General features: G+C 65.3%; 18 protein-coding genes. 12 read left to right on the forward strand and 6 right to left on the reverse strand.

Annotated elements, in window-relative coordinates:
- From N5D48_RS04000 to N5D48_RS04015, 4 genes are all read right to left on the reverse strand, one after another.
- The gene (locus tag N5D48_RS04000) at window positions 1–3,651 is read right to left on the reverse strand and encodes a hypothetical protein (protein ID WP_279881281.1); all 3,651 of its coding nucleotides are present in this window, start codon (window positions 3,649–3,651) and stop codon (window positions 1–3) included.
- A 422-nt stretch (window positions 3,652–4,073) separates the two neighbouring features.
- On the reverse strand, window positions 4,074–4,715 hold the full coding sequence (locus tag N5D48_RS04005) for an oxidoreductase (RefSeq protein WP_279881283.1): 642 nt from the start codon (window positions 4,713–4,715) through the stop codon (window positions 4,074–4,076).
- A 27-nt stretch (window positions 4,716–4,742) separates the two neighbouring features.
- The gene (locus N5D48_RS04010; RefSeq protein WP_279881285.1) at window positions 4,743–6,476 is read right to left on the reverse strand and encodes a C13 family peptidase; all 1,734 of its coding nucleotides are present in this window, start codon (window positions 6,474–6,476) and stop codon (window positions 4,743–4,745) included.
- Between the two features lie 164 nt (window positions 6,477–6,640).
- Window positions 6,641–7,096 carry a MaoC family dehydratase gene (locus N5D48_RS04015; RefSeq protein ID WP_279881288.1) on the reverse strand — a complete coding sequence of 152 codons (456 nt, stop codon included), beginning with the start codon at window positions 7,094–7,096 and terminating at the stop codon, window positions 6,641–6,643.
- A gap of 150 nt (window positions 7,097–7,246) precedes the next feature.
- Here N5D48_RS04015 and N5D48_RS04020 point away from each other — a divergent pair, with 150 nt between their 5' ends.
- The 3 genes from N5D48_RS04020 to N5D48_RS04030 are packed head-to-tail and all read left to right on the forward strand — an operon-like array spanning window position 7,247 to window position 8,922.
- Complete coding sequence (locus N5D48_RS04020; protein ID WP_279881291.1) at window positions 7,247–7,609, forward strand: CidA/LrgA family protein; 363 nt, start codon at window positions 7,247–7,249, stop codon at window positions 7,607–7,609.
- Window positions 7,606–8,322 carry an LrgB family protein gene (locus N5D48_RS04025; protein WP_279881293.1) on the forward strand — a complete coding sequence of 239 codons (717 nt, stop codon included), beginning with the start codon at window positions 7,606–7,608 and terminating at the stop codon, window positions 8,320–8,322. The genes N5D48_RS04020 and N5D48_RS04025 overlap by 4 nt, the downstream gene beginning before the upstream one ends.
- A gap of 9 nt (window positions 8,323–8,331) precedes the next feature.
- Window positions 8,332–8,922, forward strand: a complete 591-nt coding sequence (locus tag N5D48_RS04030; protein WP_279881295.1) for an LON peptidase substrate-binding domain-containing protein — start codon at window positions 8,332–8,334, stop codon at window positions 8,920–8,922.
- Window positions 8,923–9,115: 193 nt separating this feature from the next.
- Here the strand turns inward: N5D48_RS04030 and N5D48_RS04035 are convergent, their stop codons facing one another.
- Window positions 9,116–10,432 carry a bifunctional DedA family/phosphatase PAP2 family protein gene (locus tag N5D48_RS04035; protein ID WP_279881297.1) on the reverse strand — a complete coding sequence of 439 codons (1,317 nt, stop codon included), beginning with the start codon at window positions 10,430–10,432 and terminating at the stop codon, window positions 9,116–9,118.
- Between the two features lie 3 nt (window positions 10,433–10,435).
- On the reverse strand, window positions 10,436–11,128 hold the full coding sequence (locus N5D48_RS04040) for a DNA-3-methyladenine glycosylase (protein ID WP_279881300.1): 693 nt from the start codon (window positions 11,126–11,128) through the stop codon (window positions 10,436–10,438).
- 296 nt (window positions 11,129–11,424) lie between these two features.
- Between N5D48_RS04040 and N5D48_RS04045 the strand changes: the two genes are divergently transcribed.
- The 9 genes from N5D48_RS04045 to N5D48_RS04085 all read left to right on the forward strand — a co-directional run bounded on the left by N5D48_RS04045 (window position 11,425) and on the right by N5D48_RS04085 (window position 20,862).
- Window positions 11,425–12,696: a glutamate-5-semialdehyde dehydrogenase gene (locus tag N5D48_RS04045; RefSeq protein ID WP_279881302.1), complete on the forward strand. Its 1,272-nt coding sequence runs from the start codon at window positions 11,425–11,427 to the stop codon at window positions 12,694–12,696.
- A 1-nt stretch (window position 12,697) separates the two neighbouring features.
- Complete coding sequence (gene nadD / locus N5D48_RS04050; RefSeq protein ID WP_279881304.1) at window positions 12,698–13,357, forward strand: nicotinate-nucleotide adenylyltransferase; 660 nt, start codon at window positions 12,698–12,700, stop codon at window positions 13,355–13,357.
- Window positions 13,358–13,401: 44 nt separating this feature from the next.
- Window positions 13,402–13,830, forward strand: coding sequence for a ribosome silencing factor (rsfS, locus tag N5D48_RS04055; RefSeq protein ID WP_279881306.1), 429 nt, complete (start codon window positions 13,402–13,404; stop codon window positions 13,828–13,830).
- 9 nt (window positions 13,831–13,839) lie between these two features.
- Window positions 13,840–14,307, forward strand: coding sequence for a 23S rRNA (pseudouridine(1915)-N(3))-methyltransferase RlmH (gene rlmH, locus N5D48_RS04060; protein ID WP_011535845.1), 468 nt, complete (start codon window positions 13,840–13,842; stop codon window positions 14,305–14,307).
- A gap of 17 nt (window positions 14,308–14,324) precedes the next feature.
- A complete protein-coding gene (gene mrdA / locus N5D48_RS04065; protein ID WP_279881308.1) occupies window positions 14,325–16,223 on the forward strand; it encodes a penicillin-binding protein 2 in 1,899 nt (632 codons plus the stop codon).
- A gap of 38 nt (window positions 16,224–16,261) precedes the next feature.
- Window positions 16,262–17,365, forward strand: a complete 1,104-nt coding sequence (gene rodA, locus N5D48_RS04070; RefSeq protein WP_279881391.1) for a rod shape-determining protein RodA — start codon at window positions 16,262–16,264, stop codon at window positions 17,363–17,365.
- 17 nt (window positions 17,366–17,382) lie between these two features.
- Window positions 17,383–18,393, forward strand: a complete 1,011-nt coding sequence (gene mltB / locus N5D48_RS04075) for a lytic murein transglycosylase B (protein WP_279881310.1) — start codon at window positions 17,383–17,385, stop codon at window positions 18,391–18,393.
- On the forward strand, window positions 18,394–19,392 hold the full coding sequence (locus tag N5D48_RS04080; RefSeq protein WP_279881312.1) for a septal ring lytic transglycosylase RlpA family protein: 999 nt from the start codon (window positions 18,394–18,396) through the stop codon (window positions 19,390–19,392).
- 309 nt (window positions 19,393–19,701) lie between these two features.
- Window positions 19,702–20,862 (forward strand): D-alanyl-D-alanine carboxypeptidase, encoded by a 1,161-nt coding sequence (locus tag N5D48_RS04085; RefSeq protein WP_279881314.1) that lies wholly within the window; start codon window positions 19,702–19,704, stop codon window positions 20,860–20,862.
- Window positions 20,863–20,872: the final 10 nt, after the last annotated feature.

Here is a 20,872-nt window from a genome sequence, read left to right on the forward strand (position 1 = left end):
TCATGGGGTTACACGCTGGGCGATGCGCTTGTCGCCCAGGTAGAAGTATTCGGTGAGCGTGCCGCCATCGAGTTCGATCAGCTGCCTGCCGTCACGGTCGTGCATCTCGTAGACCTTGCGCCCGGCGCGGGTCACGCTGCTGCGCTGGTTGAGGCCGTCGTACTGGTACTCGACCTTGCTTGCGGGCGTGGCGCAGTTGATGCACACCAGGTTCGGCACGTCGTTGTAGCGGTAGCTGTTGCCGGCGCTGCTGGCGACGTTGCCGTAGGCGTCGTAGCCCAGGCTCGCGGCGCGCAGGCCGCTGACCGCGGCCAGGCGGTTCTGGGCGTCGTAGGCATAGTCGAGGGTGGCGCCGCCGAGGGTCTGGCGCAGCAGGTTGCCGCCGCCGTCGTAGGCGATGCTGCCGGCGCCCCAGAAGCCGGCGACGCTGGTCAGGCGGTTGATGGCGTCGTAGCCCAGGGTGCGGTTGAAGGCGCCGTCGACGCTGTCGCTGACGCTCAGCAGGTTGCCGTTGCCGTCGTAGCCGTAGGCGCTGTTCAGGTAGGTCGCCACGCCGGTCTTGGCGGTGCTGAAGCTGGCGGGCCAGAGGCGGGCGTTCTGCTCGTAGCTGCTCTGGGTGCCGTTGGCGTAGGTGATCTGGCGGACCATGCCGGAGGGCCAGTAGCTGACGTTGTTGACGTAGCCGGAGACGGTGGTGGGGCGGCCGAGCACATCGGGGCTGTAGCTGACCACGCGGGCGGAGTGCGGGTAGGTGATGCTGCTCAGCTGGTCGTTGCCGTTGTAGGCGTAGCGGGCGGTGAATACCTGGCTGTCGAGGGCGACGGTTTCGCTGGCCAGGTTGCCGGCGGCGTCGTAGGTCATGCTGTGGTTGCCGCTGGGGCTGACGCTGGCGAGCAGCTTGCCGGTGCGGTCGTAGGTGTTGCGGATGCTGTGGCCGTCGCTGGGGTAGAGCGCGGTGACCTGACGGTTCTGGCCATCGTAGGCGAAGGTGCTCACGGCGGAGGCGCCGACCTGGCGGCTGGTGAGGTTGCCGGCGATGTCGCGGCCGTAGGTGGTGGTGCCGGTTTCCGGCTGGGTGACGCTGGTCAGGTAGCCGTTGGCGTTGTAGCCGTAGGTGCGGGTCTTGCCGCCCTGGGTGACCGCGGTGAGGCGGTCGGCGCCGTCGCGGGCGAGGGTGACGCTGGCGCTGGGCTCGGGGGCGGCGATGGCCATCAGCTGCGGCTGGTTCGGATCGCCATAGGCGCGGTAGGTGTAGGTGGTGGTCTGTCCGCGCTCATCGGTGACGCTGCGGCTGCCGGGGCCGTAGGCGATGGCCTGGAAGCTGTTGTCGGCGTGGGTGACGCGGGTCAGGCGGCCCAGCGGGTCGTACTGGTAGCGGGTGCCGGTAGCGGCATTGGGGGCGGAGACGAAGCTGCGCCGGCCCATGGCGTCGTACTCGTAGCGGGTGGTGATGCCGCCGAGGGTGGTGCTGGCGACGCGGCCGAAGGGGTCGTACTGGGTGGTTTCCACCAGGGCGCCACGGCTGGCGGTCTTGCTGGTGGCGGTGTAGGCGGTGGTCTGCGCGGTGCCCAGCGGCGGGGTCATGGCGGTGACGCGGTTCAGGCCGTCATAGGCGTAGCGGGTGGTGTGCTGCTCGCCGTCGGTGTAGGCGGTGACGTTGCCGGCGTCATCGACGACGCGGGCGATGACGACGCCTTCGGGCTGGGTCTCGTGCTGGGCGATGCCGCGCTTGTAGTTGGCGTAGCCATGCACGCGATTGCCGGGCAAGGTCTTGCTGGCGAGGTTGCCTTGGGCGTCGTAGGTATAGCTGACGGGCACGCCGTTGCGGGTCATGTTCAGCAGCTTGCCGTTGGCGTCATAGCTGCGGGTGATGGCCAGGCCCGGGGAGGTCTCGTCCTTGGGCAGGCCGATGATCCAGCGGGCCGGGTCGTTGTGCCAGGTCAGGGTGGTGGTGCGGCTGCCGCCGTTGGGGCCGGTCTCGGTGCGGGTGCCGGGGTTGCCGTAGGCGTCGAAGGCCGAATAGACGGTCTTGTAGGTGGCGCCGTCGCGGGTATAGGTGCGGCTGGTCGTCAGCGGTGCCCACGACTTCGCGTCGAAGGTGCGACCAACATCGACCACCCACACTTCATAGGGCGACAGTTCGCGCTTGTCGTAGGTGTAGCTTTCCTGATTGCCCTGGGGGTCGGTGACCGACATCAACTGGCCGATCTGCCAGGCGTTGTTCTGGTAGGCGCTGGGCATGCCCCTTTCGGTCAGGTCCAGGAATGCAGGGCCCATGAACTGGTAGACGTACTTGCCGTCCGGGGCATCGACCTGCGTGGTGTCGTAGGTGCGCTGGCCACGGGTGAAGGCATACGTCCACTTCTGGCCGGTGGACAGTGTACGGCTGGTGATGCGCTCGCCTTGCTGCAGGTTGATCTGCCCCATGTACTGGAAGCTGCCGTAGGTGTAGCTGACCGAACCACCGGTAGGGAGCGTCATCTTGATCAGCTTGCGTGGCTGGGCACTGACCATGCTGCCACGCCTGACCGCGAAGGTTTCGTCCTGCCAGGCGCCTGGGGCATAGGCGTACGACCACTGCTCGCCGGTCGGCAGGGTGACGGAGACAAGGGACCTGGAGTTGTAGTTGTCGGCGCCTTGGTAGGCGTAGCTCCACTTCCTGCCGGTACCGTCGAGGATCGAAAGCAGTTTTCGGGTGTTCGGATCGTAGCTGAAGGTCAGTTGCCGTCCATCGCTGGCCGTGACCGACGACAACACGAAGGCCGAGCGTTCCACCGTGGCCTCGATCGGGCCGGGATCCAGGTACACGAAGCTGGCGCGTGACGGTCCGCTGGGGTAGCCCCATGGCGGAATCGCCGGGCCGAACTGCTGGTAGGCATAGGTAAGCGTATTGCCCGACGTGTCACGCGCGGAGCGGGCCAGGAAATAGATCTCCAGCGGCAACTCCTTGCCGTAGGTCATTGGGTCCGCCTCGTAACGTTCATCCATCGATGTACGCATGTAGACACCGACTTTGCGGGTAGCGTAAGTGCCAAAGTCGTAGGTCGTGCCGTTCGGTGCCTGAGCGAGCAGGTTGCCTCCGGCGCAGGTGATTCTCCAGTTGCTCTTGGTGTAGGCGGTCTGGTTCGGGCCTGGGAAGATTTCTTCTTCCATGCCGTTGGGCAGCTGCAGGAGCGGTCGCTGGATATCCCGCCCGGTAGGGCTGTTGGCGTTGCACATCACATCCAGCTGCGCGGTGTCGTAGTAGTTCTGGAAATCATGGTCATGCGCATAGATGCGCTCCGATATCCTTGGCGCGACGCTGATGCTCCAGCCTGGTCCCATGGCGGCCCAGCGCCAGGAGTTGTTGTGCGTGGCCACCAGCCCCGACGAGGCCGAGCGCATGTCGTACTGACGCCACACCTCCAGGTCGAGCCCGCCATTGCCGGAAATCGAAATATCCTTGTTGCGCAAGATCAGGTTGCCACTGCGCAGGTCCACCCGGTCTATCTGATCGCCAAAGTCGAGCGGGTTGTCCCGTCGAGGCTGATAGCCGCCGCTCTCTTCGTCAGCGAACGAGGCGGGTGAAGCTGGAAGCAGGCTGCAGACCAGCGAGATACAGGCAAGGCCGCAGCGGGCGCGCGCCGTGAAAAGGGGGAACTTCAAAGCCATCCAGTGCTTCTTCCATCTCATTGATTGAGTCCATGGCACAGCGTCAGCTATCGCACCGAACTGGGGGAGGACGAGTGCGGTGGGTCTGTGCTGAGCAGTCACGCCATGGCAGCGAGGGTGTGGTTGGTCGACCAGGTATCTGGGGCAGCGGCCTCAACCACGGTTGCCTGGAGGCCAGGCTGTCGTCGGGCGCGCATTGCAGGGCAGGCGAGCGGGCGCCTGGGGAGACGGAATTTTGCTGTCCATATCTGTCGATCATCCATGAAACCACTGAAGTAGAGCCTTCAGCAGCGTAATGCGAATGCTAACACTTTGCATCTTTCAATGCATAGAGGGCGTCACAGGCGCTGCGCGGGCGCGCAGCGGATCTGGAACGGGACGAGCCCCGCCGGCAAAAGGGGCCGTGAGGGATGGAACGCCGACTATTTGCCCAGCTTGCGCAGTTCGTCCGACTCGACGACGCGAATGCCATCTTCTTCTTCCAGCGCCAGGCGCCACAGGGCCCGGGCCAGGGTGCAGGCTTCGATGCCGCGATACTTGCCAGGTATCAGGCGAGCGAAGGGCGCCGCCATGCGCTCGCCCAGGCGTGGCTCGAGGCGCTCGCCCAGCAGCAACGAAGGCCGGACGATGGTCAATTGTGGCCAGTCCTGCTGCTTGAGCGCCTCTTCCATCTCGCCCTTGACCCGGTTGTAGAAGATCGTCGACTTCGCATCGGCGCCCAGCGCGCTGATCACCAGCAGGTGGCGCGCGCCCATCTCGCGGGCGCGCTTGCTGAAGGCCACGACCATGTCCAGGTCGACGGCCCGGAAGGCGTTTTCCGAGCCCGCCTGCTTGAGCGTCGTGCCCAGGCAACAGAAGGCGATATCGACGCGACCGGCCAGTTGTGGGAGAAACACGGCCGGGTCGCCCACCGGGTTTTCCAGGTGCGGGTGTTCGGCGAGGGGGCGGCGGGTCGGGGCCAGCACGCGGCTGATGGTGGGCTCGTTGAGCAGGCGGTCGAGCAGGTGTTCACCTGTCAGACCCGTGGCACCGGCAAGCAGGACATGTTGAGGCGTCAGATACATGATGTCTCTCCCTCGTTACTACACAGCTTAGTGGGCGCCAGGTGTTTTCGCCTGTTCCCCCGAGGCTGGCTGGGCTTCATTGCGCAGGGCTTGTTCGGCCTGTTGGCGGCGCAGGCGCTGCCAGTGGCTGATCACTGCCGGCGGCGCCCAGAGCTGCGGCTCCGAGGCTTCGAAACCTTCCCTTCGTTCCCTTTCGGCAACGCTTTGGCGCGCCAGTTCAAACGCCTGTTTCAAGTCGTCGGTCTGGTTCAGCGCCTGGGCGAACAGGGCGTCGCCGAAGTAGGTGAAGTCGGCCTCTTCCGAGCAGCCGAACGAGACCCGGTCTGGGCGTGCGGCGGTCATGACCAGGGTACGGTCATCCTTGAGCGGGGCGATATAGCCCCCGGAATAGCACGCAGAGATGACGATCACCTTGTCGCGGTCCTTCAGCGGCGCCAGGGCGCTGGCCAGTGCGTCGGCGGACAGGTCGGCCAGCTGCAGGCGCGGTTGGTCGAGCACCAGCTGGTGGTCCTGGCTGCCATGGCTGGTGAGGTAGATGAACACCAGATCCTCGGGACCGCTGCGCTCGGCCAGGATGCGTGCGGCGCGGGCGAGGTTCTCGCGGGTGGCCATGGGGCGGTCGACCATGTGGTCGCGGTGATTGACCAGGGTCACCTGGCCGTGAGCGCCAAAGCGCACCTTGAGCATGTTGCTGACATAGTCGGCCTCGCGCAGGAACACGCTCTGCTGGCCATCGCCGGCCACCACCAGGCTGTACAGCTGCACCGGTGGGGTCGAGCGAGGCACCTTGGCCAGGGCCTGGTCCAGTAGCTGGCCCTGATTGAGCAAGGCCAGCTCCAGTGGATCGGGGAGCCACTTGCCCTTGGCATCGCGCACACGCACACCGTTGACCCAGGTGCCGCTCTCGACCCGGCCATCCGGGTGAGTCAAGCGGCCCTGGCCATGGTAGGCGTCATCGGCGAAACCGCCGACGTACTGGCTGCCGTCGGCCAGTTGCAAGGTGCCTGGCCCGGCGAAGCGCCAGTCGCGGAAACCGCCCTTGTAGCGGCTGCCATCGCTGCCCAGCAGCTCACCCTGGCCGCTCAGCGAGCCGTCCTTGAAATCGCCGATCCACACATCGCCGTCGGCATTCTCGTAGCGGCCCCGGCCTTCCAGGTGGTTGTCCTTGAATTCGCCGATGTACTGTTCGCCGTCGACACTGTCATAGGTGCCGGCACCTTGCAGCTGGCCGTCGCTGAAGTGGCCGCTGAACTGGTTGCCGCTGGCGTCGCTGCGCACGCCGGCGCCATTGGGCTTGCCCTTGGCGAACAGGCCCTGGTAGCGGCTGCCGTCGGCCAGTTCGAGCTGGCCCGCGCCATCGTACTGGTCGTCCTTGAACTGGCCACTGTAGGTCTGGTCGTTCTGCTTGAGCGTGCCTTCGCCGTCGCGTCGGCCATGCTTGAAGGTACCCGCGTAGTGGCTACCGGGCGTGCTCAGCTCGCCCAGCCCCTGGAACAGGCCTTCGCTGAACTGGCCGCGATAGACCTCGCCATTGCTGCCGTGCCATTCCCCCTGGCCATGCCACTGGCCGTCCTTGAAGGTGCCGGCGTACCAGCTGCCGTTGGGGTAGTCGATGCGCCCTTCGCCCTGCAGCAGGCCATCGACCACCTGGCCGCGGTAGCGACCGCCGTCGGGCAGGCGTGCGTCCGGCGGCGAGAGAGGCTCGCCTTCGCCACAGGCGGCGAGCAGCAGGATCAAGGTCAGGGGCAGCAGTGGGCGCATGGCGGAGTCCGGGCGAAGGATGCGCCGAGTATGCCGCAGAATGCCGAGGTGCGTGAATGAGGGGCATCCTTGGGAGTGGGTTTGCCCGCGAATCGGGCGCTGAATCTTCCATCGCATTCGCGGGTAAACCCGCTCCCACAGGATTCGAGCCGGTATGCGACTGCTCAGACGAAGCAGAGGGAGAGCGGTTCGGCGATGTAGGCTGGTTTCTCTTCGCCTTCGATTTCCAGCGTCACGCTGGCCTTGAGCAACCACTGCCCTGGTTTCTTCTCGGTCACCTCACCCAGGTCCACCTTCAGGCGCACCCTGCTGTCGACCTTCACCGGCTGGATGAAACGCACGCTGTCCAGGCCATAGTTGACCACCATCTTCAGCCCTTCGGGCAGCACGAGGATGTCTTCCATCAGCTTGGGGATCAGCGACAGGGTGAGAAAGCCATGGGCGATGGTGGTGCCGAACGGCGTCTTCTTCGCTTTCTCGGGGTCGACATGGATGAACTGGAAATCACCGGTGGCCTCGGCGAACAGGTTGATGCGTTGCTGATCGATCTTCAGCCAGTCGGAACGTCCCAGTTCCTTTCCAACGTACTGCGAAAGCTCTGTAACCGGTACATAGGGCATCGCGACTCTCCAGGTTGTCATTTGGTACGAAGGTGCAAGATCAGCACGGCCAATCGTTTCAGTCAAGTTGCCCGCTTTTCGCCGAATATCGCCTTATAGACAGTTGCTTAGCGTGCTTATAATGGCCGCCATGCTCTGAGGGAGGTCTTTATGCTGCTGCGTGGTTTGACCTGGCTGGTGCTGTTCCAATTGCTGGGAACGGCGATCAACCACCTGTTCCTGCACATCCTGCCTGGGCCGATCATCGGCTTGTTGCTGCTGATGGCCTTCCTGATGATCCGTGGCGAGGTCGGCAAGCCGCTCAACGAAGCCGCCGGCAGCCTGCTGCGCTACCTGCCGTTGCTGCTGGTGCCACCGGCCGTTGGGGTGATGGTCTATGCCAAGGATATCGCCGCGGACTTCTGGGCCATCGTCGGCGCCTTGCTGATCTCGTGCCTGGCCACCCTGGTGTTCGTCGGTGTGCTGATGCAAAAACTCATGCATCGCCAGAGCAAGCGCGAGGAGCGGCCATGATCCTTGACTGGCACGGCGCCCTGGAGGCGGTCATTCATCACCCGCTGTTCGGCATCGGTGTCACCCTGGCCGCCTACCAGCTGGTGCTGGCCGCCTTCGAAAAGACCCGCTGGATCTTCCTGCAGCCGGTGCTGGTGTCGATGCTGCTGGTGATCGGCATCCTGCTGCTCTGCGGCATCGACTACGCCGAATACCGCAAGAGCACCGAGATCATGAACATCCTCCTGGGGCCGGCCACCGTGGCCCTGGCGGTGCCGTTGTATCTGAACCTGCGGCGCATCCGCCAACTGTTCTGGCCGACATTTACTACGCTGGTAGTCGGAGGCCTGTTCGCCACCGTGGCATGCCTGGCGCTAGGCTGGTGGTTCGGTGCCGAGCGGATGATCCTGATGACCATGGCGCCGAAATCGGTCACCTCACCGATTGCCATGTTGGTGGCCGAGCAGATTGGCGGCGTGGCGGCGCTGGCGGCGGTGTTCGTGCTGATCACCGGGGTGATCGGCGCGATCTTCGGCCCGGCGTTGCTGACCCGCTGTGGTGTGCTGAGCCCCGAGGCTCGGGGCATGTCGCTGGGGGTGACCGCCCATGCGGTGGGTACCTCGGTGGCCTTGCAGGAAAGTGACGAATGCGGCGCCTTCGCCGCGCTGGCGATGAGCCTGATGGGGGTGGCCACGGCGGTGTTCCTGCCGTTGGCGGTCAGCCTGGTGGCTTGAGGATTCGATATGACGCTACCGCTGTTTCCTCTCAATACCGTGCTGTTCCCCGGGTGTCTGCTCGACTTGCAGATCTTCGAGGCGCGCTACCTGGACATGATCGGCCGCTGCATGAAGCAAGGCGAAGGCTTTGGCGTGGTGTGCATCCTCGAAGGCGAGCAGGTGGGCAAGGCGCCACCGATGGTGGCTTCGGTGGGCTGCGAGGCGCTGATCCGCGATTTCGTGCAGCAGGACAACGGCCTGCTGGGTATTCGTGTCGAAGGCGTGCGGCGGTTTCGCGTCGAGCAGACCGAGGTGCGCAAGGACCAGCTGATGGTCGGCGAGGTGCAGTGGCTGCCGGAGTTGGCGGACAGCCCGTTGGTGGAGCAGGACGATGACTTGCTGGCATTGCTGCTGGCCCTTGGCGAGCACCCGATGGTCGAGGCGCTGGACATGCCCCGCGACGTGGACGGGCGGCAGTCGTTGGGCAACCAGCTGGCGTACCTGCTGCCGTTCATGGAAGAGGACAAGCTCGATCTGTTGGCCATCGATTCGCCACAGCTGAGATTGCAAGCGATCCAGGCACTGCTGGAGCGCATCCAGGGCGAGTTGTTCGCCTGATCAGGCTCGCTCCCCCCAGCGGCCCATGCGATCCCTGTAGGAGCGGCCTTGTGTCGCGAAAGGGCCGCAAAGCGGCCCCGACAATATCAGCTTGATGCGCAGATCTGGGGGCGCTTCGCACCCCTTTCCGACCGGTCCGACGCCTCGGCAAGGCCGCTCCTACAGGGATTCGCGGTGCTGCAAAATGGCCGTATCAATACTGATACCGCAACAACGCCTTGGGCAGCGCATGCAGGGCAAAGAACGCCAGCAGCGCGATGCACGCCGGCAGCACCAGCCACCACACCCGCTGTGGCAGCGCCACCAGCGGCTGGCGGTGTTGCACCAGGGTCAGGCTCAGTGCGCACACGCAGCAGGCCAGCAGCGCCCCGGCGAGGATATCGGTCGGCCAGTGCACGCCCAGGTACACCCGCGACAGGGCGATCGCCAGTGCCGGCAGGCAGCCGAGCAGTACCCAGGTCAGGCGCATGCGTGGCGGCTGGCCGCGCCCGGCGAGCACCGCCAGTACCAGGAAGAAGGCGAACGACGCCGAGCTATGGCCGCTGGGCATGCTGTAGCTGGTCAGCGGGTCGGCCAGCACTTCGGGGCGGGCGCGGGCGAACAGCCATTTCAGCGAGCCGTTGGCCAGCGCCGTGCCGATCAGTGCCGCGCCGGCGAACAAGGCATGGCGCCATTGCCGGGCCAGCAGCAGGAGCCCGGTCAGCAGGCCGCCCAGGAAGAACTGGGTGCGGAAGTCGCCCAGCCGGGTGACCAGCACCACGGCGCCGTCGATGGCCTGACTGCGATGTTCCTGTACCAGCGTCATCAGGCCCTGGTCGAACTCGCTCAGGTAAGGCCAGCCCAGGAACAGTGCCGCCAGCGCCACGCCACTGAGCGCGGCGATCAGACGGGTGCCATGGCGCTGGTCGCGCATGCTGCTGCTCAGGCTCAGCCCGATCAGCACGGCCAGGGTGCCGGCGACGATCCCGGCATCCAGCCAGAAGCCTTCCGGCAGCGGCAGGCGCATGGCCGCGCCGGTGGCCCAGCCGGGCAGCAGGTAGGCCACCGACCAGCCGGCGCCGGCCACCAGGCTCACGGCGATGAAGCGCGGCAGCGGCATGTCGAACATGCCGGCGACCATCGGCAGCATCGGCCGCAGCGGGCCGATGAAGCGGCCGACCAGCAGGCTGGCGATGCCGTAGCGCTGGAAGTACGCCTCGGCGCTGCCGATCCACTGCGGATGACTGCGCAGCAGCGGCAGGCGCCGGATGTTCTGGTGGAAGTACTTGCCGATGCCGTAGGAGATCGCGTCCCCGAGCATGCCGCCGAAGAAACCCAGCAACAGGGTTTCGCCCAGGCTGAAGGCTCCGCTGCCGGCCAGCACGGCGACGGCGAACAGCAGTACGGTACCGGGCACGATGATGCCGGCGATGGCCAGGCATTCCACGCAGGCCACCACGAAGATCGCCAGGCCCAGCCATTGTGGATTGGCGCCAAGCCAGGCAGTCAGGCTGTCGAGCCATTCACCCATGGTTCAGTTTCCTTGTTCGAGCATGAAGAAATCCCGTCCTTCGACCTGGCCGCGGCGCAGAGGGTTGCGGGTGCAGAATCGGGCGAATTCGGCGTCGACGAAGCGGTAGGGCAGATGTTCGTCGCGGCCATGGGGGATGCCCAGGCGCGTGGTCTGGATCACCCGGGGCACGGCAATGCCGCAGTCCTCGACGTACAGGCGCTCGGGATCGAAGCGTTGCGCATCCCAGTGCGGCACCTTCAGGCCCATGGCCCGGCAGAGCAGGGTCTGGCCGTTGCACAGGCGTTCGGGGGGACGCAGGTTGCCGCTGGCGTCGGGGTTGTTCAGCTGCATCTGCGCCAGGCAGTTGGCGTCGGAGATGGCGTCGATCCACGGGTAGGCGGACTTGATCAGCACCGCGTTGCCCGGGCCGTGGGCGCTGAAATTCAGCGAGTCGCCACCGCGGGCGTAGTACATGTAGATGTGGCCGCCATCGAGGAACAGCGCCTTGCGCTTCTCGGTGAAGCCGAGGGAGGCGTGGCTGCCCTTGTCGGTGAGGTAATAGGCCTCGGTCTCGATGATCCGCGCGGCCAGCCAGAGATCGCCGTGGCGATGGCGGATGACCTTGCCCAGCAGAGCGCGGGCGAGGGTCTGGGCGTCGCGGTCGAAGAAGCTGTCGGGCAGGGCGCGGGCCGGGCAGGGGGCGGGTTCGGACATGCGGACGGTTCGTGGTGGCCGGGGCGGCGATGATAGCAATGAATAGCTTAATCGAGGCTGAATCAGATTGACGCCATCGCGGGACAAGCCCGCTCCCACGACAATGCCTGGACAACGCGGCTGGCGTGGGAGCGGGCTTGCCCCGCGATGAGGTTGAGGCGTTTTTCGATACGGGTGGTTACATCTTTCCTACACATTCCTCCCACCATTTTCGACCATCCGCCTCCCGCCGCTGGGCGTACCCGAGCGCGCCAGTTATAATCAGCCGATTTCCCCTTCGCCAAGACACCGAGCCCATGACTGAGTCCGTTCTTGACTACATGACCCGCCTGGGTCGCGCCGCCCGTGAGGCCTCGCGGGTGATCGGCCGTGCCAGCACCGCGCAGAAGAACCGCGCCCTGCAGGCCGCCGCCGATGCGCTGGACACCGCCCGCGCCGAGCTTATTGCAGCCAACGAACAGGACCTGGCCAACGGCCGCAAGAACGGCCTGGAGCCGGCGCTGCTCGATCGCCTGGCGCTGACCCCGGCGCGTATCGACGGCATGATCACCGGCCTGCGCCAGGTGGCCAGCCTGGCGGATCCGGTCGGCGCGATCCGCGACATGAGCTACCGCCCATCGGGTATCCAGGTCGGCAAGATGCGCGTGCCGCTGGGCGTGATCGGCATCATCTACGAGTCGCGTCCCAACGTGACCATCGACGCCGCCAGCCTGTGCCTCAAGTCGGGCAACGCCACCATCCTGCGCGGCGGTTCCGAAGCCATCCACTCCAACCGCGCCATTGCCGCCTGCATCCAGCGCGGCCTGGCCGAGGCCGGCCTGCCGCCGGCGGTGGTGCAGGTGGTCGAGACCACCGATCGCGAGGCCGTGGGCGCGCTGATCAGCATGCCGGAGTACGTCGATGTGATCGTCCCGCGCGGTGGCCGTGGCCTGATCGAGCGCATCAGCCGCGATGCCCGCGTGCCGGTAATCAAGCACCTGGACGGCATCTGCCATGTATTCGTCGATGCCCATGCCGACCTGGACAAGGCCTGGCGCGTGGCGTTCAACGCCAAGACCTATCGCTACGGCATCTGCGGCGCCATGGAAACCCTGCTGGTGGACCAGGCCGTGGCCGAGCGCTTCCTGCCGGAAATGGCCCGCCGCTTCCAGGACAAGGGCGTCGAGCTGCGTGGCTGCGAGCGCACCCGGGCGATCATCGACGCCAAGCCGGCCAGCGAAGACGACTGGCACACCGAATACCTCGACGCGATCCTGTCGATCCGCGTCGTCGAAGGCCTGGAGCAGGCCATCGAGCACATCAACCACTACGGCTCGCACCACACCGACTCGATCATCACCGAACACCAGGGGCAGGCCCGGCGCTTCATCGCCGAGGTCGACTCGGCGTCGGTCATGCTCAACACCCCGACCTGCTTCGCCGACGGCTTCGAATATGGCCTGGGCGCGGAGATCGGCATCTCCACCGACAAGCTGCATGCCCGCGGCCCGGTCGGCCTGGAGGGGCTGACCTGCGAGAAGTACGTGGTGATCGGCGACGGCCAGCTGCGCGGCCAGGAGCCGTGCTGAGTTGAGCAACGCTGTGGCAGTCCGGCGCGTCGGCATTCTCGGCGGTACCTTCGACCCGGTGCATATCGGCCACCTGCGCAGCGCGCTGGAAGTGGCCGAGTTCATGCGCCTGGACGAGCTGCGCCTGCTGCCCAACGCTCGCCCGCCGCACCGTGACACGCCACAAGTGTCGGCCCAGGACCGCCTGGCCATGGTGCGCGGCGCGGTGGCCGGGGTTGGCTGCCTGAGCGTCGATGCCCGCGAGTTGGCGCGCGACAAGCCGTCGTACACCATCGACACGCTCGAATCGATCCGTGCCGAGCTGGACACGCACGACCAGTTGTTCCTGGTGCTGGGGTGGGACGCGTTCTGCGGCCTGCCCAGCTGGCACCGCTGGGAAGAGCTGCTGCAACACTGTCACATCCTGGTGCTGCAACGCCCGGATGCCGACGTCGAACCCCCTGACGAGCTGCGCAACCTGCTGGCGGCGCGCTCGGAGAGCGATCCCACCGCCATGTCCGGCCCGGCGGGGCACATTTCGTTCGTCTGGCAGACACCGCTCGCGGTGTCCGCCACGCAAATCCGACAGCTGCTGGCCAGCGGCAAGTCGGCGCGGTTCCTGGTGCCGGACGCAGTACTGGCCTATATCGAGGCGCATGATCTGTATCGTGTGTCCAACTGACGGCGCCCGTGGGCGCCTCATTCAATGAGTTGAACGAGTTTTATATGACCAAGCAGAAAATCAATGGCATCAGTGGCGAAGAGCTGGTCGAACTGACCAAGGCCGCGCTGGAAGACGTCAAGGCCCAGGACATCCAGGTCATCGACGTGCGCGACAAGCACAGCCTGACCGACTACATGATCATCGCCACCGGTACTTCCAATCGCCAGATCAACGCGATGCTGGAAAAAGTCCGCGAAGCGGTCAAGGCCAAGGGCGCCCAGCCCCTGGGCGAAGAAGGCAAGGGCGACAGCGACTGGGTGCTGCTGGACCTGAACGACGTCATCGTCCACATGATGACCGCCGCCGCCCGCCAGTTCTACGACCTGGAGCGCCTGTGGCTGGGTGCCGAGCAGAGCCGTGCCGCCGATGGCAAGCACCACAGCCCGGAGAACACCCACGACTACGCCGACAAGCTCAAGGACCGGGAATAAGGAAGCATCGTGCGTCTGCGTCTGATCGCGGTCGGCTCGCGCATGCCGAAATGGGTCGAGGAAGGCTGGCATGAGTATGCCAAGCGCCTGCCCTCGGAGCTTGCGCTGGAGCTGGTGGAAATCCCGCTGAACACCCGTGGCAAGAACGCCGACGTCGCCCGCCTGATCCGTCAGGAGGGCGAGGCGATGCTGAGCAAGGTGCAGCCGGGGGAACGCATCGTCACCCTCGAGGTCCATGGCAAGCCCTGGAGTACCGAGCAACTGGCGGGCGAACTGGACCGTTGGCGCCTGGATGCGCGCACGGTCAACCTGATGGTGGGCGGCCCGGAAGGGCTGGCGCCGGAAGTCTGCGCGCGCAGCGAGCAGCGCTGGTCGCTGTCGCCGCTGACGTTGCCGCACCCGTTGGTAAGGATACTCATCGGCGAGCAGATCTATCGCGCCTGGACCGTGCTGTCCGGGCATCCCTACCACAAATGAACCTGTAAGCCTGTCCGATGCCGCAGCAGATCCGCCTCAAGGACCACGAGAAAGACGCCCGCCTGGTGCGCAACCGCGTCGTCGTGGGCGCTGTGGCGGTGGTGCTGCTCGTCTGCGTGCTGATCGCCCGGCTGTATTACCTGCAGGTCATCCAGTACGACTACCACTCGACACTGTCGGAGAACAACCGGGTGCATGTGCAGCCGATCCCGCCGACTCGCGGGTTGATCTTCGACCGCAATGGCGTGGTGGTGGCCGACAACCGCCCCAGTTTCAGCCTGGTGATGACCCGCGAGCGCGCCGGCAACGCCGGCAAGTGGCAGGAAGTGCTGGATGTGATCGTCGAGGTGCTCGAGCTCACCCCCGACGACCGCGCCCTGTTCGAGAAGCGCATGAAGCAGGGGCGCCGGCCGTTCGAGCCGGTGCCGATCCTGTTCGAGCTCAACGAAGAGCAGATCGCCCGCATCGCGGTCAACCAGTTCCGCCTGCCCGGCGTTGAAGTGGCGGCGCAGCTGGTGCGTCATTACCCACAGGGGGCGCATTTCGCCCATTCGGTGGGTTACGTCGGGCGCATCAACGAAAAAGAGCTCAAGACCCTCGACCCGGTGAACTACAGCGGCACCCATCACATCGGCAAGACCGGCATCGAGCGCTTCTACGAAGACGAGCTGCACGGCCAGGTAGGGTACGAGGAAGTCGAGACCAACGCCCGTGGCCGGGTGCTGCGGGTACTCAAGCGCACCGACCCGAAACCGGGCAAGGACATCGTGCTGAGCCTCGACATCAAGCTGCAGGAAGCCGCCGAACAGGCGCTGGGCGGGCGACGTGGCGCGATCGTCGCCCTCGACCCGCGTACCGGCGAAGTGCTGGCGATGGTCAGCCAGCCGAGCTTCGACCCCAACCTGTTCGTCACCGGCATCGGCTTCAAGGCCTACGCCGAGCTGCGCGATTCGATCGACCGGCCGCTGTTCAACCGTGTGCTGCGCGGCCTCTATCCACCGGGCTCGACGATCAAGCCCGCAGTGGCCATCGCCGGTCTCGACAGTGGCGTGGTCACCGCAGGCAGCCGGGTGTTCGATCCGGGCTACTACCAACTGCCCAACTACGACCACAAGTACCGCAACTGGAACCGCACCGGCGATGGCTGGGTGGATCTGGACGTGGCGATCATGCGCTCGAACGACACCTACTTCTACGATCTTGCGCACAAGATGGGCATCGATCGCCTCTCCACCTACATGAACAAGTTCGGCATCGGCCAGAAGGTCTCGCTGGACATGTTCGAAGAATCGCCGGGCCTGATGCCGTCCCGCGAATGGAAGCGTGCCACGCGCCGCCAGGCCTGGTTCCCCGGCGAGACCCTGATTCTCGGCATCGGCCAGGGCTACATGCAGACCACGCCCCTGCAGCTGGCCCAGGCCACCGCGCTGATAGCCAACAAGGGCGTGTGGAACCGTCCGCACCTGGCCAAGACCATCGAAGGGCAGCCGCCGGTGGACGACAACCCGATGGAGAACATCGTCCTGCGCGACAAGTCCGACTGGGCCAGGGTCACCCACGGCATGGAGCAGGTGATGCACGGCGCCCGTGGCACCGCGCGCAAGGCCGCCATCGGCTCGCAGTACCGCATCGCCGGCAAGAGCGGCACGGCCCAGGTCGTGGCGATCAAGCAGGGCGAGAAGTACGACCGCAACAAATTGCAGGAACGTCACCGCGACCACGCCCTGTTCGTTGCCTTCGCCCCCGCCGAGGCACCGAGGATCGTGGTCTCGGTGATGGTCGAGAACGGCGAGTCCGGCTCCGGCGTCGCCGCCCCCGTGGTGCGCCAGGTGATGGATGCCTGGCTGCTCGACGAGAATGGCCGGCTCAAGCCCGAGTTCGCCCCCGCCACAGTCGCCCAGGAATCGGCCCCGTGAAGAACAACTTCGACCGCATGCTCTCCAGCGAGGACGTGATGCGCAGACGCGCCAGCTTCCTGCAGCGCATCCACATCGACGGCCCCTTGCTGCTCATCCTGCTGACCCTGGCCGCCGGCAGCCTGTTCGTGCTCTATTCGGCCAGCGGCAAGAACTGGGACCTGCTGATGAAGCAGGCCACTTCGTTCGGCATCGGCCTTGTGTCGATGTTCGTCATCGCCCAGCTCGAACCCCGCTTCATGGCGCGCTGGGTGCCGCTGGCCTACCTGGCCGGGGTGTTCCTGCTGATCGTGGTCGACGTCATGGGCCACAACGCCATGGGCGCCACGCGCTGGATCAACATCCCCGGGGTGATCCGCTTCCAGCCCTCGGAATTCATGAAGATCATCATGCCGGCGACCATCGCCTGGTACCTGTCCAAGCGCACCCTGCCGCCGCACCTGAAGCATGTGGCGATCAGCCTGGTCCTGATCGGCGTGCCGTTCATCCTCATCGTCCGCCAGCCGGACCTGGGCACCGCGCTGCTGATCCTCGCCTCCGGCGCCTTCGTGCTGTTCATGGGCGGGCTGCGCTGGCGCTGGATCGTCAGCGTGATCGCCGCGGCGGTGCCGGTGGCGGTGGCCATGTGGTTCTTCGTCATGCACGACTACCAGAAGCAGCGCGTGCTGACCTTCCTCGACCCGGAAAGCGACCCGCTGGGCACCGGCTGGAACATCATTCAGTCCAAGGCGGCGATCGGTTCGGGCGGGGTGTTCGGCAAGGGCTGGCTGCTGGGGACCCAGTCGCACCTGGACTTCCTGCCCGAGAGCCACACCGACTTCATCATCGCCGTGCTCGGCGAGGAATTCGGCCTGGTCGGCATCTGCCTGCTGCTGCTGATCTACATCCTGTTGATCGGTCGCGGGCTGATGATCACCGCCCAGGCCCAGACCCTGTTCGGCAAGCTGCTCGCGGGCAGCCTGACCATGACCTTCTTTGTTTATGTGTTCGTCAATATCGGTATGGTCAGCGGCCTTCTGCCCGTGGTGGGCGTGCCGCTGCCCTTCATCAGCTATGGCGGAACTTCGTTGGTGACGCTGCTGTCAGCGTTTGGCGTTCTGATGTCGATCCACACGCACCGCAAATGGATCGCGCAGGTTTGAAAAAGGTGAAGAATTTCATGCAAGCAGTGCGTGGCTGGGTGGCCCGTCTGGCGCCGTGGATCGGCGCGATGAGTCTGTTCGGCGCAGTCCAGCAGGCCAATGCCGGCGATTACGACGGCTCGCCGCAAGTGGCCGAATTCGTCGGCGAGATGACCCGCGACTACGGCTTTGCCGGCGAGCAGTTGATAGGCGTGTTCCGCGAGGTGCAGCGCAAGCAGGCGATCCTCGACGCGATCTCGCGGCCGGCCGAACGGGTCAAGCCGTGGAAGGAATACCGTCCGATGTTCATCACCGACGCGCGCATCGCCCGGGGTGTGGACTTCTGGCGCCAGCACGAGGCCGTGCTGGCGCGCGCCGAGCAGGAATATGGCGTGCCGGCGCAGGTCATCGTGTCGATCATCGGCGTGGAGACCTTCTTTGGCCGCAACACCGGCAGCTACCGGGTCATCGACGCGCTGTCCACGCTTGGCTTCGACTACCCGCCGCGCGCGGAGTTCTTCCGCAAGGAACTGCGCGAATTCCTCCTGCTGGCCCGCGAAGAACAGCTCGATCCGTTGACGCTCAAGGGCTCCTACGCCGGCGCCATGGGCCTGCCGCAGTTCATGCCGAGCAGCTTCCGTGCCTATGCCGTGGACTTCGACGGCGATGGCCATATCAACATCTGGAACAACCCGGACGATGCCATCGGCAGCGTCGCCAGTTATTTCAAGCGCCACGGCTGGGTGGCCGGGGAACCTGTGGTCAGTCGCGCGGACGTGAGCGGCGAGCGTGTCGACGAAGGCTTGACCAGTGGCATCGAGCCGGTGAAGACGGTCGCGCAGTTGCGGGCGTTGGGCTGGTCGAGTCATGATGCGCTGCGCGATGATCTGCCGGTCACCGCCTTCCGCCTGGAAGGTGAAAATGGCCCCGAGTACTGGATGGGCCTGAAGAATTTCTATGCGATCACTCGCTACAACCGCAGCGTGATGTATGCCATGGCGGTGCATCAGCTTTCCCAGCAGCTGGTTCTGGCACGGGGCGTCAAGTAAATGCGCGAACTCTTTACCCTCAATACCGCAAAACTGCTGACTTGCGTCGCCGTGGGCCTGGTCCTGGCCAGTTGCTCCTCGAGCCGGCCCTCGAGCCCGCAAACGGGCAATACCGTGCGCGCGCAGCCAGGCCTGGACATCAACCGGGCCCATAAGGACGGCGCGCCCTGGTGGGACGTGGACGTCAACAAGATTCCCGACGCCACCCCGACCGTGCATACCGGCAACTACAAGGCCAACCCGTACACGGTGCTGGGCAAGACCTACTACCCGATGCAGGATTCGCGCAACTACCGCGCCGAGGGCACCGCGTCGTGGTACGGCACCAAGTTCCACGGGCAGAACACCGCCAACGGCGAGCTCTATGACCTCTATGGCATGAGCGCGGCGCACAAGACCCTGCCGCTGCCGGCCTACGTGCGGGTGACCAACCTGGCCAACGGACGCAGCGTGATCCTGCGGGTCAACGACCGTGGCCCGTTCTACTCCGATCGCATCATCGACCTGTCCTACGCCGCGGCGAAGAAGCTCGGCTATGCCGAGAGCGGCACCGCGCACGTGCGCGTCGAAGGTATCGACCCGCAGCAATGGTGGGCCCAGCGCGGCCAGCAGCCACCGATGATGCTCAAGGAGCCGCAGGTGGCCCAGGCCCAGCCGATTGCCGTCAGCACTGGCCGGGTCGAGCAGTGGACCCCACCACCGCAGCAGCACGCGGCGCCGGTGGTGCCGGTGCAGGTGGGCGGCAACAACGTGCCGAACGCCAACGGTGGCAGCTTCCTGCAGGTGGGCGCGTTCGCCAACCCGGATGCCGCCGAACTGCTGCGCTCGAAGCTGAGCACCATGGTCAGCGCGCCGGTGTTCATCAGCTCCATCGTGCGCAACCAGCAGACCCTGCACCGGGTACGCCTGGGGCCGATCAACAGCCAGGGCGAGATCCAGCAGGCCCAGGACAGCATTCGCCTGGCGAACCTGGGGCAGGCGAAGGTCGTCACTGACTGAAGGCGGCTGCAAGCTTCAAGCTTCAAGCTTCAAGCTTCAAGCTTCAAGCTTCAAGCTTCAAGCTTCAAGAAAGCGTGCGCCTTATGCCTTCGCCTTTTCTTGCAGCTTGCAGCTTGCAGCTTGCAGCTCTTGCTGTCGGTTTGTTCATGAATTGCCGGGCAATGGCATGTACAATGCCCGTTTTGCCCGCAGCGGCATTACGCCGCAGCTCGCGGGCCAGGCCACAGGCCATAGAACTAGACTGACGGGGCGCTGGGCAAACGAACTTGCCCACGGAACATCAGACCATTAGCGATTTACGAGAGACGGATGAATATCACCAACCTTGCCAAACGACTTTGCCTGCCCGTTCTGCTGATGATCACGCCCGCTGCCTTCGCGGCGGAGCAGATGACGCCGGCACCACCACAGCTGGCTGCCAAGTCCTACGTACTCATGGACGCGTCCAGCGGCAACGTGCTGGTCGAGAACAACGGTGACGAGCGCCTGCCGCCGGCCAGCCTGACCAAGCTGATGACCGCCTACATCGCCACCCTGGACATCCGCCGTGGCCAGATCGGCGAGAACGACCCGGTCACCGTCAGCGAGAACGCCTGGCGTACCGGTGGTTCGCGCATGTTCATCAAGGTCGGTAGCCAGGTCACCGTCAGCGACCTGCTGCACGGCATCATCATCCAGTCGGGCAACGACGCCTCGGTCGCCCTGTCCGAGCACATCGCCGGCAGCGAAGACGCCTTCGCCGACATGATGAACAAGACTGCCACCGACCTGGGCATGTCCAACAGCCACTTCATGAACCCGACCGGCCTGCCGAACCCGGAGCACTACTCCTCGGCCCACGACATGGCGATCCTGGCGCGCGCGATCATCAACGAAGATCCGGCGCACTACGCCATCTACTCGCAGAAAGAGTTCTTCTGGAACAACATCAAGCAGCCCAACCGCAACCTGCTGCTGTGGCGTGACAAGACCGTCGATGGCCTGAAGACCGGCCACACCGACGAGGCCGGCTACTGCATGGTCGCCTCGGCCGTGCGTGACGGCCAGCGCCTGATCGCCGTGGTGTTCGGCACCAACAGCGAGCAGTCCCGCGCCGCCGAGACCCAGAAGCTGCTGACCTACGGTTTCCGCTTCTTCGAAACCCAGACCTTCTACCAGAAGGGCACCGAGCTGACCCAGGCGCCGGTCTGGAAGGGCGCCACCAGCCAAGTCAAGGCGGGCCTGGCCAACGACCTGACCATGACCATGCCTAAAGGCCAATTGAAACGCCTCCAGGCATCGATGACCATGAACCCGCAGCTGACCGCGCCGATCGCCAAAGGTGACGTGATCGGCAAAGTGGAAGTCAAACTGGACGAGAAAGTGGTTCACAGCGCCGATCTCATCGCCCTCGACGGCGTGGAGGAAGCTGGTTTCTTCGGCCGTATGTGGGATAGCATCCGCCTGTTCTTCTACGGGTTGTTCAACTGATACGTGACCT

The sequence above is a fragment of the Pseudomonas sp. GD03858 genome (genome assembly GCF_029840925.1).
Taxonomy (GTDB): Bacteria; Pseudomonadota; Gammaproteobacteria; order Pseudomonadales; family Pseudomonadaceae; genus Aquipseudomonas.

What these genes read in the sequence shown, in the direction of transcription:
- N5D48_RS04020 (WP_279881291.1), top strand. Translation starts at nt 7,247, where the DNA reads ATGCTGCTGCGTGGTTTGACCTGGCTGGTGCTGTTCCAATTGCTGGGA.
- mltB (WP_279881310.1), top strand. Translation starts at nt 17,383, where the DNA reads ATGCAAGCAGTGCGTGGCTGGGTGGCCCGTCTGGCGCCGTGGATCGGC.
- N5D48_RS04040 (WP_279881300.1), bottom strand. Translation starts at nt 11,128, where the DNA reads ATGTCCGAACCCGCCCCCTGCCCGGCCCGCGCCCTGCCCGACAGCTTC.
- rodA (WP_279881391.1), top strand. Translation starts at nt 16,262, where the DNA reads ATGCGCAGACGCGCCAGCTTCCTGCAGCGCATCCACATCGACGGCCCC.
- N5D48_RS04000 (WP_279881281.1), bottom strand. Translation starts at nt 3,651, where the DNA reads ATGGCTTTGAAGTTCCCCCTTTTCACGGCGCGCGCCCGCTGCGGCCTT.
- N5D48_RS04085 (WP_279881314.1), top strand. Translation starts at nt 19,702, where the DNA reads ATGAATATCACCAACCTTGCCAAACGACTTTGCCTGCCCGTTCTGCTG.
- N5D48_RS04045 (WP_279881302.1), top strand. Translation starts at nt 11,425, where the DNA reads ATGACTGAGTCCGTTCTTGACTACATGACCCGCCTGGGTCGCGCCGCC.
- N5D48_RS04005 (WP_279881283.1), bottom strand. Translation starts at nt 4,715, where the DNA reads ATGTATCTGACGCCTCAACATGTCCTGCTTGCCGGTGCCACGGGTCTG.
- rsfS (WP_279881306.1), top strand. Translation starts at nt 13,402, where the DNA reads ATGACCAAGCAGAAAATCAATGGCATCAGTGGCGAAGAGCTGGTCGAA.
- N5D48_RS04010 (WP_279881285.1), bottom strand. Translation starts at nt 6,476, where the DNA reads ATGCGCCCACTGCTGCCCCTGACCTTGATCCTGCTGCTCGCCGCCTGT.
- N5D48_RS04025 (WP_279881293.1), top strand. Translation starts at nt 7,606, where the DNA reads ATGATCCTTGACTGGCACGGCGCCCTGGAGGCGGTCATTCATCACCCG.
- N5D48_RS04015 (WP_279881288.1), bottom strand. Translation starts at nt 7,096, where the DNA reads ATGCCCTATGTACCGGTTACAGAGCTTTCGCAGTACGTTGGAAAGGAA.
- N5D48_RS04080 (WP_279881312.1), top strand. Translation starts at nt 18,394, where the DNA reads ATGCGCGAACTCTTTACCCTCAATACCGCAAAACTGCTGACTTGCGTC.
- N5D48_RS04030 (WP_279881295.1), top strand. Translation starts at nt 8,332, where the DNA reads ATGACGCTACCGCTGTTTCCTCTCAATACCGTGCTGTTCCCCGGGTGT.
- N5D48_RS04035 (WP_279881297.1), bottom strand. Translation starts at nt 10,432, where the DNA reads ATGGGTGAATGGCTCGACAGCCTGACTGCCTGGCTTGGCGCCAATCCA.
- mrdA (WP_279881308.1), top strand. Translation starts at nt 14,325, where the DNA reads ATGCCGCAGCAGATCCGCCTCAAGGACCACGAGAAAGACGCCCGCCTG.